This is a genomic window from Actinoplanes sp. NBRC 103695 (assembly GCF_030269485.1).
GTDB lineage: Bacteria > Actinomycetota > Actinomycetes > Mycobacteriales > Micromonosporaceae > Actinoplanes.
The window spans coordinates 32,974-45,727 of sequence record NZ_BSTL01000047.1; the positions used below are offsets into that span (position 1 = coordinate 32,974).

16 protein-coding genes and 3 pseudogenes are annotated in these 12,754 nt (G+C 69.7%); 10 read left to right on the plus strand and 9 right to left on the minus strand.

All coding sequences use genetic code 11. The features are described 5' to 3' along the window. Positions 1-129: 129 nt before the first annotated feature. Positions 130-213: pseudogene (locus QSK31_RS49020) on the minus strand (hypothetical protein); the annotation flags it as partial. Beyond that, positions 210-617, minus strand: coding sequence for a sensor histidine kinase (locus tag QSK31_RS44890; RefSeq protein ID WP_285691209.1), 408 nt, complete (start codon positions 615-617; stop codon positions 210-212). The pseudogene QSK31_RS49020 and the gene QSK31_RS44890, both read right to left, overlap by 4 nt. Here QSK31_RS44890 and QSK31_RS44895 point away from each other — a divergent pair. From QSK31_RS44895 to QSK31_RS44910, 4 genes are all read left to right on the plus strand, one after another. Further along, positions 607-1,368: an immune inhibitor A domain-containing protein gene (locus QSK31_RS44895; RefSeq protein ID WP_285691210.1), complete on the plus strand. Its 762-nt coding sequence runs from the start codon at positions 607-609 to the stop codon at positions 1,366-1,368. The two genes, QSK31_RS44890 and QSK31_RS44895, sit on opposite strands and share 11 nt — an antisense overlap. 12 nt (positions 1,369-1,380) lie before the next feature. Next, positions 1,381-1,518 (plus strand): hypothetical protein, encoded by a 138-nt coding sequence (locus QSK31_RS44900; RefSeq protein ID WP_285691212.1) that lies wholly within the window; start codon positions 1,381-1,383, stop codon positions 1,516-1,518. A 278-nt stretch (positions 1,519-1,796) separates the two neighbouring features. Next, positions 1,797-2,216, plus strand: coding sequence for a LysR substrate-binding domain-containing protein (locus QSK31_RS44905; protein ID WP_285691213.1), 420 nt, complete (start codon positions 1,797-1,799; stop codon positions 2,214-2,216). Continuing rightward, positions 2,174-2,368: a type 2 periplasmic-binding domain-containing protein gene (locus tag QSK31_RS44910; RefSeq protein WP_285691215.1), complete on the plus strand. Its 195-nt coding sequence runs from the start codon at positions 2,174-2,176 to the stop codon at positions 2,366-2,368. Before QSK31_RS44905 ends, QSK31_RS44910 begins: the two co-directional genes overlap by 43 nt. Positions 2,369-2,395: 27 nt before the next feature. Here QSK31_RS44910 and QSK31_RS44915 read toward each other — a convergent pair whose 3' ends face one another. Both QSK31_RS44915 and QSK31_RS44920 read right to left on the minus strand, forming a co-directional pair. Continuing rightward, complete coding sequence (locus QSK31_RS44915) at positions 2,396-3,280, minus strand: Rieske 2Fe-2S domain-containing protein (RefSeq protein ID WP_285691216.1); 885 nt, start codon at positions 3,278-3,280, stop codon at positions 2,396-2,398. Next, positions 3,277-4,425, minus strand: a complete 1,149-nt coding sequence (locus QSK31_RS44920; RefSeq protein ID WP_285691217.1) for a monooxygenase — start codon at positions 4,423-4,425, stop codon at positions 3,277-3,279. Before QSK31_RS44920 ends, QSK31_RS44915 begins: the two co-directional genes overlap by 4 nt. 146 nt (positions 4,426-4,571) lie before the next feature. On the opposite strand from QSK31_RS44920, the gene QSK31_RS44925 reads away from it, so the two are divergent. Together QSK31_RS44925 and QSK31_RS44930 are read left to right on the plus strand one after the other, a co-directional pair. Beyond that, positions 4,572-5,717 carry a sensor histidine kinase gene (locus QSK31_RS44925; protein ID WP_285691218.1) on the plus strand — a complete coding sequence of 382 codons (1,146 nt, stop codon included), beginning with the start codon at positions 4,572-4,574 and terminating at the stop codon, positions 5,715-5,717. Next, the gene (locus QSK31_RS44930; protein WP_285691219.1) at positions 5,714-6,373 is read left to right on the plus strand and encodes a response regulator; all 660 of its coding nucleotides are present in this window, start codon (positions 5,714-5,716) and stop codon (positions 6,371-6,373) included. The genes QSK31_RS44925 and QSK31_RS44930 overlap by 4 nt, the downstream gene beginning before the upstream one ends. Before the next feature lie 263 nt (positions 6,374-6,636). Here the strand turns inward: QSK31_RS44930 and QSK31_RS44935 are convergent, their stop codons facing one another. Further along, positions 6,637-7,014, minus strand: coding sequence for a hypothetical protein (locus QSK31_RS44935; protein WP_285691220.1), 378 nt, complete (start codon positions 7,012-7,014; stop codon positions 6,637-6,639). Between the two features lie 77 nt (positions 7,015-7,091). Between QSK31_RS44935 and QSK31_RS44940 the strand changes: the two genes are divergently transcribed. Continuing rightward, the gene (locus QSK31_RS44940; RefSeq protein WP_285691221.1) at positions 7,092-7,217 is read left to right on the plus strand and encodes a hypothetical protein; all 126 of its coding nucleotides are present in this window, start codon (positions 7,092-7,094) and stop codon (positions 7,215-7,217) included. A 116-nt stretch (positions 7,218-7,333) separates the two neighbouring features. Here the strand turns inward: QSK31_RS44940 and QSK31_RS44945 are convergent, their stop codons facing one another. Next, positions 7,334-7,732 carry a hypothetical protein gene (locus tag QSK31_RS44945; protein ID WP_285691223.1) on the minus strand — a complete coding sequence of 133 codons (399 nt, stop codon included), beginning with the start codon at positions 7,730-7,732 and terminating at the stop codon, positions 7,334-7,336. A gap of 965 nt (positions 7,733-8,697) precedes the next feature. Between QSK31_RS44945 and QSK31_RS49350 the strand changes: the two are divergent. Both QSK31_RS49350 and QSK31_RS44960 read left to right on the plus strand, forming a co-directional pair. Then, positions 8,698-10,314, plus strand: a pseudogene (locus tag QSK31_RS49350) (IS1634 family transposase). A gap of 22 nt (positions 10,315-10,336) precedes the next feature. Next, a complete protein-coding gene (locus QSK31_RS44960; RefSeq protein WP_502873113.1) occupies positions 10,337-11,167 on the plus strand; it encodes a transposase in 831 nt (276 codons plus the stop codon). A 229-nt stretch (positions 11,168-11,396) separates the two neighbouring features. Here QSK31_RS44960 and QSK31_RS49025 read toward each other — a convergent pair. The 3 genes and pseudogenes from QSK31_RS49025 to QSK31_RS44970 form a co-directional block, all read right to left on the minus strand. Beyond that, positions 11,397-11,546: pseudogene (locus QSK31_RS49025) on the minus strand (transposase family protein); the annotation flags it as partial. 158 nt (positions 11,547-11,704) lie between these two features. Then, entirely contained in the window at positions 11,705-12,067 is a 363-nt protein-coding gene (locus QSK31_RS44965) for an IS3 family transposase (protein ID WP_285691229.1), read from the minus strand. After that, positions 12,064-12,351: a transposase gene (locus QSK31_RS44970; protein WP_285691230.1), complete on the minus strand. Its 288-nt coding sequence runs from the start codon at positions 12,349-12,351 to the stop codon at positions 12,064-12,066. The genes QSK31_RS44965 and QSK31_RS44970 overlap by 4 nt, the downstream gene beginning before the upstream one ends. Positions 12,352-12,519: 168 nt before the next feature. Here QSK31_RS44970 and QSK31_RS49355 point away from each other — a divergent pair. Then, positions 12,520-12,754 (plus strand): transposase (locus QSK31_RS49355; RefSeq protein WP_502873114.1); only part of this gene is annotated, 235 nt, incomplete at its 3' end.

Below are 12,754 nucleotides of genomic sequence, written 5' to 3' on the forward strand. Positions count from 1 at the left end.
CCGGGCCCGCTCGACCACGGCGTCGATCTGTTCCGGTTCGGCCGGGCTCGGACCGCCCGCATCGACGGCGTCGCTGCGCAGGTGCTCGACGAGCTGCTGGATCTCGGCGAGCGCGTCACGTCCGGTCACACTGATCGTGTGCAACGCCTCGCGCGCCTCGCCGGGGTCCTCGTCGAGCAGGTACGAGGCTCCGTTGGCGTGCAGGACGATCACCGGCAGCGAGTGGGCGACGATGTCGTGCAGTCGCGGGCGATCCTCGTGCGTTCCTCGGCCACGGCGATCTGGGCCAGGTGCCGGCGATCGCGCTCGACGCCGGCCCGGCGTTCCCGCACGATGGCCCGCTGCTGCCGGAGGAGGCGCACGATCAGGGCCGCTGCCCAGATCACCGCGCCGTAGGCGACCATCTGACCGAACACCTCGAGCGCGTCGAGCAGCTCGAACCGCCGCCAGCCCAGCCATGGAGGTGGCCGCATCATGATCAAGGCGGTGCTGAACAGCAGGGTCGCCAGGCTGGCGCCGGCCGCCATCGGCAAGCTGGGTCCATACACCAGCACGGCGTACAACGCGAAGCCCAGGGCGACCAGCGACACGCCGTCGTGCAGTCGTGTGCCGTTCACCTGGACCATCGCGGCAAGGGCGCCCAGCACCATCACCGCGGCGAGGACCGGCACGAAGCTGCACCGCGACGCGGACCGACAGGGCCTCGACAGTATCCGCGCCCTGGTCGAGTCGGAGGGCGATAAGCTGTCCACGTTCCTGCACGCCTATCAGATCTCCGTGCTCACCGACCGGATCGTCGAAGGCGAGCGCGGGACCATGTCCGGCATCGAGAAGTTCAAGGCCACGCCCGCGAGTGTCAGCTCGCCGGTGAACCTGGCCGACGACAGCGCCTACGCCACCCCGGGTGCCCCGCCCAACGGCGCCGACTACATACCGCTGGGCGACAGCTCGAAGCTGCGGTCGCTGCGGTTCAACGGCGATCCGACGTTTCCGGTCACACCGCTGTCGTGGACGGTGACGTCCAGCGACCCGGACCGCCCCGGTGACGCGGTGATGTTCTCCGGCAACGAGAACAACACCGATTCCTCGGCCGTGACCAAGGTGTCCGTGCCGTCCTCGAACGCCGCCCTCACGTTCCAGGCCAGGTACGGCGCCGAAGAGGGCTACGACTTCGGGTACGTGCTCGTCTCCACCGACGGCGGCAAGACCTACACCGCCATCCCCGGCGACAAAACGGTCGACGGTCCCGACGGGCCTGCCGTTACCGGATCCACCGAGGGTTTCCGGCCGCACCGGTACGACTTGTCCGCGTACGCGGGGAAGGAGATCCTGCTCGGCTTCCGGTACGTCGGCAACGAGGGCGGCTGACTCCTCGACGACGTGGCCGTCGGCACCACCGTGATCAGCGACGGCGCAAGCCTCGCGCCGTTCAAGTCGATGACCCAGATCCATCCGCCCGAGGTGGGCGGCTGGAATGTGCGCCTGGTGGGACTCGACGCCGATCGGTCGGTCGCCTAGCGGTAGTTTGTCGGCTTCGTAACCTTCACCCACTCTGCTGCGTTGCACCGGATGGTGTCGGGTCGAGTGGGTGGGGTGCTGGTGGTTCGTGCGGTGTGTCCGCCGGCTGCGGGACCGTTGGAGGACTACGCGGCCGAGTCCGACGAGTTGTTTCGCGGCTGGCGCAGCGGCGGGGTTTCCCTGACTATCTGACCGGGCTGCTGGCGCCGCGGGACCGGAACAAAACGTTGACCAGGCTGGCTGGCTCCGAGCCGGTTGTCGGGGCGCAACACGCGGCGGTGCAACGGTTGCAGTACTTCCTGTCACAGTCCACGTGGGATCCCGGTGAGGTCGCCTACGACCTCGCGGTGCTCCGGCCCGACGGGGTGGACCGCCCCGAGGTCGACGTGCGGTTGCTGTGCACCGAACGCCTGGGCGTGGTCCTCCCCGACCATCACCTGGCGGCCGGCCGCCGTCGCCTCGACCTGGCCCGGCTGACCGGCGAGCCGTTCGTGACGCACTTCTCCGGGCAACACTCGTCGATGCACGAGCACGTGATGGCGGCCTGCGCGGAGGCCAGCTTCCACCCCGACCTGGTGATGGAGGTGGGCGAGACGGCCACGCGCTGGCGGTCTTCGTGGCCGCCGGACTGGTGGTGGCGCTGGTCCCGGAGCCGGTGCGCAGCCTGGCCCTGGCCGGTGTCGCCTACGTCGAGCTGACCGGCGCCGCCACCGTGGACCTAGCCCTGGCCACCCGCACCGGCGAGAGCTCACCGGCCGTTCGCCGGGTGGCCGACATGGTCGCCGCGCTCACCACCCGCCGGACCACCGCCGCCGCCCGCGCGCTCGACGCGGGACGCCGCGACGGGTGAGAGCGCGCGAGCGGCGACGACGGTCGCTCAGGCGGTGGTGACCATGCCGTCGACGACCTCGACCGGGATCCGGGTGAGCGGCGCCGGTGGCGGCCCCCCGGTGACCCGGCCGTCTCGGTCGTAGGTCCCGCCGTGGCAGGGGCAGCGGAAGGCGTCGCCGGTGTGCTCGACCGGACAACCCTGGTGGGTGCAGGCCGCGTTCACCGCGATGAACGTGTCCGCCGCCGGGTGCAGCAGGTAGGCGGCCTGACCACCGGGAGCGGTGAACTTGAGCGACGCCCCGACGGCGAGATCCGCCGCCGCGACGATCACGGTCCCCGGCTGCGCACTGCCACCACCACCGGCCGGCGGCTCGTCGCGGCGGGCCAGCGCGACGGTTGCGCCGGTGGCGGCCAGCACGGTCGCCGCCGATCCGCCGAGGAGTAGCACCCGCCGGTTGGCGTCCAGCCCCTGGTCCCGCCGTTTCAGCGTCGTGGTCAGGAACCTCTGCAGGGACAGCACCCCGCCGTCGCCGGCGATCGTCAGCGGCGTCCAGGCGAACGCCACGAAGATGTCGGCGCCCAGGTAGTACGGGTCTGCGGTCCAGCTCACGGTCAGGAAGAAGCTGAGCGCCAGCAACAGCCCGCCGGCGGCCGCCGCCCGGGTGAATACTCCGGCCAGAACGGCCACCCCGACCAGCAGTTCGCCGATCGCGATGGCCAGCCCGGTCACCGGCGCGTGCTCGGCGCTCAGGGTGACCAGGAAGCCGATCGGCGAGGTGTCCGCCACGGCCAGCATCTGCTGCCTCACGCCGGCCGGGGACGACGGGTCCAGGTAGCTCGGGTCGAGAAGCTTGGAGAGGCCGGCGTACGCGAAGGTGAGGCCGAGGAACATCCGTAGTGGCAGCAGGACCCGGCCAGCCGCCGGGCTCATGAGCCGCTGGACGCGGTCAGGATGCCCAGGCACATCTCGTCGGCGGTGCCCTCGCCCCAGACCACGTAGCGCGGCGGCAGGGTCTTCAGCTGCGGCAACTGCCGGCGCAGGGCGGCGTCATGCGTGCACGTCGTCCGGAGCAGGTCACCGGCCTTCAGCTTGATCGGCTGCGCGAGCACCTGCAGGGCCTGGTCGTCGAAGTTGAAGTCGGGCACGTCGAGCAGCATCTCCGCATCCGGCTTGCCGGGGTTCAGCTCGACCTTGATCGCCCGGCCGAGCAGGTGCATGTGCCCGCGAGCGGCGTACACCGTCATCGGTCCGGGAACCGGCGTGTCGCACTGCTGCGTGGTGCCGGGCTTGGGCTTGGCGTAGCCGCACATCTTGAGCAGGTTCTCCTCCATGGAACCGGCCGCGACGCCGAACCGCTTCTTGACGTTGGCGACCGCGGCGGCCCGGTCACACAGCGGGCCGGACTCTTCGGTCGCGCACGGCAGCTCGATCGGCGCCACCTGGGCCACGGAGTCGAGCTTGATGGTGTCCGCGTTGCCGTCGGTGAGACGCAGCCGCACGGTGGACTGATCGGTGCCGGCCGGCTTGCCGCCTGTACCCAGCAGGCTGTAGTGGGTCTCCATCAGGATCAGGCTGCCGGGGGCCAGGGAAAAGCCGAGGTTGCCTTCGAGCAGGGTCTCTTGCACGTTGGGCGTCCAGTTGTCCACCCACGTCGACTCGCCGACACCGACCGAGCCGAAGCAAGTCCAGCCCTCCTCCGGCGTCTTGGCGTCTCTCGCCCGGACCTCCGCCGCGTGCTCGGGGGCGATCACGTTGGTGATGGCGTGGTGGGCGATGGGCACGTTCTGCGGCGTGAACTGGACGCCGGTCAGGAACTGCGGCTTGGTGAGCTTCGGGTCGAGGATCACGCAGCGGTACTCGTCGAGGCCGCCCTCCGGCGGGGCGGGCGTGATCGGCTTCGCGTACTTGACCTCCTGGAAGTGCTCGCCGGGTCGCAGCGGTAGCACCCGTGGTGCCGCCGCGGACGAGGCGTGCTGGTGGGTCGGCGCGGTGGCGGGCTCCTCGGTGGAGGAACACGCCGTGATCAAAGGCAGGGCGAGGGCCACGAGGGCGGCGCCGGTCAACAGTCGCTTCATGGCCAAGACCATCGGCCCGCTGCGCTCTAATCGGCAATCCTACAGAAGATGGCATTCCGGCCTACTACCACAGCACCAATCCGGTCCGCGCGAGCTAGTCCTACCAGACGATGCGGGCCGCGGCGACGCCCGCCTACCATCGCCGCATGGACCTGGATCAGCTCCGGCGCCACCCCGTCGTCGAGGACCTGCTCCTCACGCTGGCGTTCGTCGTCGCGGGGATCCTCCTGCTCCTGCTCGACATCCCGGGCCGTCCCCAGGTCGGGCCGTGGGACGGCCCTGTGGCCGCTCTGGCGCTGATCGGCGTCCTGGCGCGTCGCCGTTGGACGGTCGTCGCGCTGGTCGGCGTCGTCGCGCTGGCACTCGCGCTGAGCATCCTCCAGCACTCCGAGAACCCGCTGGTCACCGGAATCATCGCGGTGCTGATCCACACGTACGCGATCGGCGCCGACCGGCGCCGGAGCTGGATCCTCGCCGCGTCCGCCGCCGCCGTTCTGGTCGCCGGCCAGCTGATATGGGCAGGGACCACCGCCGACATGCTGGGCACCATCGCGTGGCTCGGCGTGGGCGTGGCGGTCGGTGACGCGACCCGCAGCCGGCGGGCCTACGTCGCCGAGGTAGAGCGGCGCGCCCGCCACGCCGAGCAGTCCCGGGACGAGGAGGCACAGTTGCGGGTCGCGCAGGAAAGGGTACGCATCGCCCGCGAGTTGCACGATGTGGTGGCGCATCACATCGCCGCGGTGAAGGTGCAGGCCAGCGGGGCGCGCAACATACTCACGCACCGGCCCGAGCAGGTCGCCCCGGCGCTGGAGAACATCAGCCGCCTGTCCGACACCGTGCTCCGCGAGTTAGCGTCGGTGGTCGGACTGCTCCGGCGGCCGGGCGGGCGGGACACCCTGGTCGTCGAGCCGGTGCCGGGGCTGGCCCAGCTGGCCGGGCTGCTCGACGACTTCGGCGCGGCCGGGCTGCGTGTCGAGCACCAGCAGCGGGGCAGCACCCGCGAGCTGCCGGCCCTGGCCGACCTGGCGGCCTACCGGATCATCCAGGAGGGACTGACCAACGCGCAGAAGTACGGCGGCGGCCTCGCCCGGCTGACGGTCGCCTACACGTCCGGCGGGATCACCGTCGACATCAGCAACGCGATCGGCGCCCGCCCGGCCGACCCCGATTCCGGCTTCGGCATCCTCGGGATGGGTGAGCGCGTCGCGGCCAACGGTGGCGCGTTCACGGCCGGGCCGTCCGGGGACGGCGGCTACCGGCTGCACGTCGAGCTGACGGCGCCGGCCCGATGATCCGGCTGGTGCTGGCCGACGACCAGGCGCTGATCCGAGCAGGGTTCCGGATGTTCGTCGATCCCGAGCCCGACATCGAGGTCGTCGGCGAGGCCGCCACCGGCCGCGAAGCGATCGAGCTGGCCCGGTCGGAGCGGGCTGACGTCGTCCTCATGGATCTGCGCATGCCAGAGATGGACGGCCTGGAGGCGTCCCGGCAGATCGCTCAGGACAGCGAGATGGCCGGGGTACGGGTGCTGGTGCTGACCACCTTCGAGGACGACGACAACCTGCTGCTCGCGCTGCGGGCGGGCGCCGACGGATTCCTCGGCAAGCACGTCGAGCCGTCCGACCTGGTCCACGCGATCCGGGTGGTGGCCGCCGGTGACGCTCTGCTCTCCCCGACCGCGACCAAGGGCCTGATCGGTCACTTCCTCGGCCAGCCGATGGCGTCGACGCTGCCCGTGGCGCCGGAACTGGACGAGCTGACCAACCGCGAGCGGGAGGTGCTGACGCTGGTGGCACACGGCCTGTCGAACGAAAGGATCGCCGAGCGGCTCTACCTGTCGCCGCTCACCGTGAGGTCGCACCTGGCCCGGACGATGGCCAAGCTCGGCGCCCGCGACCGCGCCCAACTCGTGGTGATCGCTTATCAGAGCGGGCTGGTCCGGGTCTGACCGCGAGAGGGCCAGGTGGGACCGCGAGTGGGTCAGAGCTGCCGTTTGCGGTCGGCCGGCACGCCCTTCTTGGGTGCCTTCGGGAGCAGTCACACCGGGTTCGAGGCGGCGATGAGGTGGTTGTCCGCCATGCGGACCTAGGTGCGCACGTACGCGCCAGGCCCGGGCCGGACAGTGAGTGGGAACGGCCGTCGGTCAGCGTCCCGGCCGGCACCCCCGCACCGTGGTCGCGGGCGTCAGCCACTTGGTCCCGGGCAAGTTGGTCACCCCGGTGACGACCCCAGGAACGACCCGGCGGGCAGCGCTGTAGCCACGGCGTCCACCTGCCCCGAAGTGGCCTTGGTGAGGCTGACGGCGCCCGTCGCCGAGTCGCCGGCCACCCGCAGGTCCATCGTTCCCCGATAGTGGACCGGGTCGACGAACCCGGCCGCTCCCCGGCGCAGCGCGGGCACGACGTCGCTCCGCAGGCGGGTCGGCGCCCAGGCGGCGAGCCTGTCCCCGCCGTCGTGGTCGTCGCTGGCCCCGACGGCCGTCAAGAACAGCGCGTTGCGCGCCGCGACGTCGAGGACCCAGGGCAGGTCCTCCTGCGGCTCGCGGCCGATCTCGACCAGGTCGACGCCGAACAGGTCGCGTTCGGTCATCAGCTTGGCGAGGCTCCCGGGTCTCCACGTCGAGCGGGTGGTTCCAGCACACGATGCCGTCGTGGGCGTGCAGGAACGTGACCATCTTCGCGGCGGCGGCCGGGTCGTCGTCGCGCGCCGGTGGCGACCAGAAGGCGGGCAGCTTCTGGTCGCCGCCGTACCAGTTCAGATGGCGGGCCAGGGAGATCTCGTACGCGCGGTAGTGCTTGACGTCGGCGTACTCCTCCGCGTACGCCGCCAGCATCTCGGGCCGCAGTTCCTCACCGGGCCTGACCGGCCCGGCGGGTCCGCTCGAAGGTCAACCGGTCGACCACGAAGCTCACCGGCCGGCCCGGTCCGGCAGCGACGCCCACCCGCAGCCCCCGCAGGCTGTTGTCGGCGGCGACCAGCCCCGGCCAGAGCCCCCGATGTCCTCGGCGAGCCGCAGTGACAGCCGGGTCCAGGCCCCGGGCAGCGCGGGCAGATCAACGACACCGAGCAGGCCGCTGCTGGTGTACGCCGGCAGCCCGGCCCCGCCGATCCGGTAGCGCAGGACGTACTCGCCGGCCGGCTGCTCCCCGCGGGCCGGGTGGTACGACAGCTTCATCTGCATCAGCAGGATCGCGTCCGGCCCGGCCTGCTCCGGGAGCACGTCCAGCGTGAACACGGTGTCGGCGATGCACGTGTGATAGGTCGAGTTCCAGGCCGAGCCGACCTGCCACAGGATCCCGCCGGTCACTCCGGCACCACGAGCGGACAGCCGCAACGCCCGGCCCGGGTCGTCCGCGCTGTGCGGGCCGTTGACGAACGTGGCCGCTGTCGTGGCGAGCAGGCCTTCCGTGCTCTGCGTCCAGGTCCAGGCAGACCGGCCTCCGGTTCCGGGCTGCCGTCGAACGCACCGCCAGCCGGTGGTCGTGAGCGGCGACCCGCCAATCGTGATCGGTCCACCAGACCAGGTCCACACCGAGGCGCCGGGCCTGGTACAGGTGTGCCTCGTAGCTGGCTCCGCCCTCGCTGAACGGGCCGTGGATGTGCATGGCCAGGCTGATCGGCTTGAACTCCGCTGCCGGGGCCGCCGCGCGCGGACCGACCGCCGCCGACCTGGATTGATCACGTTGACGCTCAACACGCTGGACCCGTCGGTAGGCAGCCAACTCAACCGACACTTCCGAGACGCCTTCAGACTCACCGCCAGCACCTACGCCCGAGCCGTCCGATAACCGACGACCGTGTTGCGGTCGACACCCGGCCGTCCGCCACGCCCGGCCGCGACACCGATTCCGCGTGTCAGGGCCCCCGACCTACCTTGGCAACTGCCCAAGCTGACACACATCCTCCGAACCAGCACGGGTAGCTTCTCGAAGGCACGGCCACGCTGGGAAAGGGACTGTGCCACACGAATGGCTCTGGCGCAGAAGCGGGATGCTGTTGGTGATCTTGACCGGCGTGTCGGGCGGTCCGCGCCCGGCGCGCCCTGATGAGATCGTCGGATGTCGATGGGGCGCAGTTCGGGAAGCGTTATCCCGGCCGAGACGCCTGCGTTTCCGCAGCTCAGCGTCGATATAGTCGGTGTCGCGGGGTGAAGGTGCAGGTCAGGGCGTTGCCGCATGGCGGGAATCGCGAAAACGCCTAGTGACACGCCTGCCTGTGGATAACTTTGCTGAGCTGCTCATCTATGCCCGATCTCATAGTCGGTGTACGGTCGTGCCTCGTGTACTGAAAGCGTCGACCCGCAAGACCCGCGACGGGCAGACGATCCGCTACCTGCAACTGGCTCACAACGAGTGGGACCCGGCCACGAAGGCGTCCAAGACCCGGGTGCTGTACTCCTTCGGCCGCGAGGACCAGCTCGACGTGGCCGGTATCCGCCGCCTAGTGGACGCGTTGTCACGGCTGCTCGCCCCGGCCGACGCCCTCGCCGCAGCCGCACCTGCGGCCGCTGGTCGGCTCCTCCCGGCGGGAAGTCGACGTCGAACGGGCGCTGTTCGCCCTGGTCGCCAACCGGGCCCTGGCCCCGTCGAGCAAGCTGGCCGCCGCCGACTGGATCTGCCAGGACGTGTACCTGCCCGGCCTGCCACACGTCACCGACGACGCCTGCTATCGGGCGATGGACCAGCTCATCGAGGTCGAACCCGCGTTGACCCGCGGGGTCTATGGCCAGATCGCCGACCTGCTCAACCTCGAGGTCGACCTGCTGTTCTTCGATACCACCAGCACCTACTTCGAACTCGACGAGGCCGACGAACCACTGTGGCGTGACCAGCAGGGCCGAGTCGTGGCCGACGACGATCCGGCAGCGGCCCGGCAGACCGGGTTTCGCACGCATGGCAAGAGCAAGGACTCCCGCGACGACCTGCCCCAGGTCGTGGTCGGGATGGCCGTCACCCGCACCGGCATTCCCGTCCGCGTCTGGTGCTGGCCCGGCAACACCGGCGACTCCGCCCTGATCCGGCAGGTCAAGACCGACATGCGCGAGTGGAGTCTGGCCCGCGTCGTCTGGGTCGCCGACCGCGGCTTCGCATCTGCCGAGAACCGTCGCTTCCTGCAACAGGGCGGCGGGCACTACATCCTCGGCGAGAAACTACGAGCCGGCACCAGCGAAGCCGACGCCGCGCTGGCCCGGCAGGGCCGTTACGCGAGCGTCGCGGAGAACCTGCAGGTCAAGGAAGTCAACATCGACGCCGACGACCGGTTCGTCATCTGCTACAACTCCGAAGCCGCCGACCGGGACGCCGCCGTCCGGAACGGCTGATCGCCCAGCTCACGGACCTGATCGATGACACCGACCGGCTGTCTGCCACCAAACGCGCCGAGCTGCGCGGTGTGATCTCGACCAAGCCGGGTCTGAACCGGTTCCTGCGGGTCACCCCGAAGGGTCTGCTGCGCCTCGACCAGGCCAAGGTCAAAGCCGAACAACGCCTGGACGGCAAGTATCTGCTGCGCTGCTCGGACCCGAAACTGTCGGCCGAGGACATCGCTCTGGGCTACAAGCAGCTCCTCGAAGTCGAGCGCGGCTGGCGCGACATGAAGATCACCCTCGACCTGCGGCCGGTGTTCCACCGCCGCGAGGACCGCATCCGCGCTCACATCCTGCTCTGCTGGCTGGCCCTGCTGCTCATCCGGGTTGCCGAGACTGAGACCGGCCACACCTGGACGACGATCCGCACCGAGATCGACCGGCTGCACCTGGGCGTGCTCACCGGCCCTGCCGGCACGTTCGCCCAGCGCACCGAGCTGTCCCAACCCCAGAAGACCCTGCTCACGAAGCTGCGGGTCACCGAGCCGCCCCGGATCTTCGACGCGACACCCGCAACCGCTTGACCTGCGACAACACAGCCGCCTAGTGACACGCCCTGTCACTGGGCCTACCGGCGTTTGCCCAGCTCAAAGCCCAGATTCGCGGACTATATCGACGCCGAGCTGCGGAACGCAGGAGACGGCGCGGGTCGCGTGGGCGGCGAGTCCGAAGGGGACGCCGGCGATGCGGGTGCAGGACCTGCTTCAGGACTTGTTCGTCGATGACGATTTCGTCGGCTGGTTTCCCTCGGATGGCCGGCGTGGTGTCTCGCCGGCGCGGCTGGCGTTGGTGTCGGTGTTGCAGTACGCGGAGAACCTGACCGGTCGTCAGGCGGCTCGGGCGGTGGCCTGCCGCATCGACTGGAAATATGCGTTGGGCATGGAGTTGACCGAGCCGGGTTTCGATCACTCGGTGCTTAGTGAGTTTCGTGATCGTCTCGCCCAGGGCGATCGTGCGGATCGGCTGTTGAAGGTGATGGTCGACCGGCTCGCCGAAGCCGGCTTGGTGAAATCTCGTGGTCGTGCGAGGACGGATTCGACGCATGTGCTGGCCGCGGTGCGCCGGCTAAGCCGGGTCGAGTTGGTCGCGGAGACCATGCGGGCCGCGCTGGAGGCGTTGGCCAAGGTCGACGAACTCTGGTTGGCCGTGGTGATGCCTGAGCATTGGGGTGCTCGTTATGGCCGTTCGGTGCGTCACGAGCGGCAGCCGAGCGGGGCGGACGCGGTCGCCGCGTATGTCGAGCAGGTTGGCGCTGACGGTGCCTGGCTGCTGCAGGCGGCAGCACGTCGACCGGCCGGTGGGTGTCCATATCCAGCAACACCGTGCCGTAGACGTGTCCGCGGCGCAGGGCGAAATCGTCGACGCCGAGCGCGGTAACCACGCCCGGCTGCGGCAGCGGTGCGGCGCGCAGCAGGTTGAGCATGGTGTCACGCCCGACGGGCATGCCCAGCCTCCGCGCCAGCCTGGCGCCCGGTCGACCGGCCAAGGCCACCTCGATCGCCATCAACGCCTTCCGTAACGGCGGGCTGTATCGGGAGTGCGGTGTGGTCAGGCCGGGGATCTGCTCGACGAACGTGACCCGAGCGCAGTCGTCCTGGCGGCAGACCAAACGGCGCATCAGGAGCTGGATGACGACCGGCCGTCCGGCCAGAGCGGTGTCGGCCAGTTGCCGGTGATAGCGACCGTGCACCCGCCCCGACTCGGTAGCGCAGCCTGGACACGCTGCCCGGTCACGCCCAGATCTGGCCTCGATCACTATCCAGCCGCCGGTCTCGTGGACCCGGTCGATGGTGACGTTCGCCAGGTGCGGCAGCAGCCGTTCAAGATCGCACCGCGGTCAGCTATCACAATCCACATAGGACGACAGGCGACACGCCAACATCTGCTGATCACAAGGTCATCGCCAGAACCGAATTACGTGATCGGAAAACGCTCAGACCTGGGGAATTTCAAGATCGCCGACATCTTGCGCTGCTGGCGCGGGCTGCCGCCACGGCAGCCGATCCCGCGCATCAGCCGGGCGACGTGTTTACGGCCGTGCCGGGCGCCTGCAGCGGCCAGCTCGGCGTGGATCCGCGGCGCCCCGTAGGTGCCGTTCGACGCCGCGTGCACGGCGAGGATTTTGACGGTCAGCACCTCGTCGACGCGTCGCCGCTGCGACACGACGCCGCGGGCGTGCTGGTAGAACGCGGACCGGGAGACTTCGAGCAGCCCGCACGCACGCTTGACCTTGTGCTTGCCGGCTTTCTCCGCGGCGATGAACGGATACACGCTCACCGGGTCTCCCTCACGAAGAAAGCCGTCGCCCGTTTCAGGATGTCGACGTCTTCCTGCAACTGCCGGTTCTGCCGCCGCAACGCCGCCAGCTCGGCCCGCTCGTCCGAACGAGTGCCGGCGTCGAGGTCAGCCTGCCGGATCCAGTTCCGCACCGCGGTGTCGGTCAGGTCATACTCCCGGACCACCTGCGCCACCGTGTGATCATCACGCCGGCACAACTCGACAATCTGGGCCTTGAACTCCGCCGTGAAACCCCGGCGAGACCGCTGCCGCTTCTTACCCATGCTCTCCATGATCCTGGACATCCCTCCAAGGCCCGAAAGCCCTGATCTCAGAGGACGTCTGATTCACGTACTTTGCGTGTTATGTGGGTTTAGCCGTATCGACGCCGGCAAGAAAATCGTCGGCTGCTGGCCCGCGACTACGAAACCCTCCCCACCACCTCCGCCACCATGATCCGCATCGCCGCACCTACCCCACCATCACCAAGACATGGTGCGTTCGACGACCCATCGCCGTTTGACGACGCTGAAGCCTTTGAGCTGGGGGTGGCCTGGTCGGGCGTCAAAGGCCGCGTCGCCACCCACGACATGCGCGAGATCTTCAACGCCATCCTCTACGTCAACCGCACCGGCATCGCCTGGCGCCACCTGCCCCACGACCTGCCGCCCTGGCAATCCGTCTACT

Excerpts from the sequence above, each read along its gene's own strand:
- QSK31_RS44915 (WP_285691216.1), bottom strand. The coding sequence starts at position 3,280 with ATGAGCCCGGCGGCTGGCCGGGTCCTGCTGCCACTACGGATGTTCCTC.
- QSK31_RS44920 (WP_285691217.1), bottom strand. The coding sequence starts at position 4,425 with ATGAAGCGACTGTTGACCGGCGCCGCCCTCGTGGCCCTCGCCCTGCCT.
- QSK31_RS44925 (WP_285691218.1), top strand. The coding sequence starts at position 4,572 with ATGGACCTGGATCAGCTCCGGCGCCACCCCGTCGTCGAGGACCTGCTC.
- QSK31_RS44930 (WP_285691219.1), top strand. The coding sequence starts at position 5,714 with ATGATCCGGCTGGTGCTGGCCGACGACCAGGCGCTGATCCGAGCAGGG.
- QSK31_RS44935 (WP_285691220.1), bottom strand. The coding sequence starts at position 7,014 with ATGACCGAACGCGACCTGTTCGGCGTCGACCTGGTCGAGATCGGCCGC.
- QSK31_RS44970 (WP_285691230.1), bottom strand. The coding sequence starts at position 12,351 with ATGGGTAAGAAGCGGCAGCGGTCTCGCCGGGGTTTCACGGCGGAGTTC.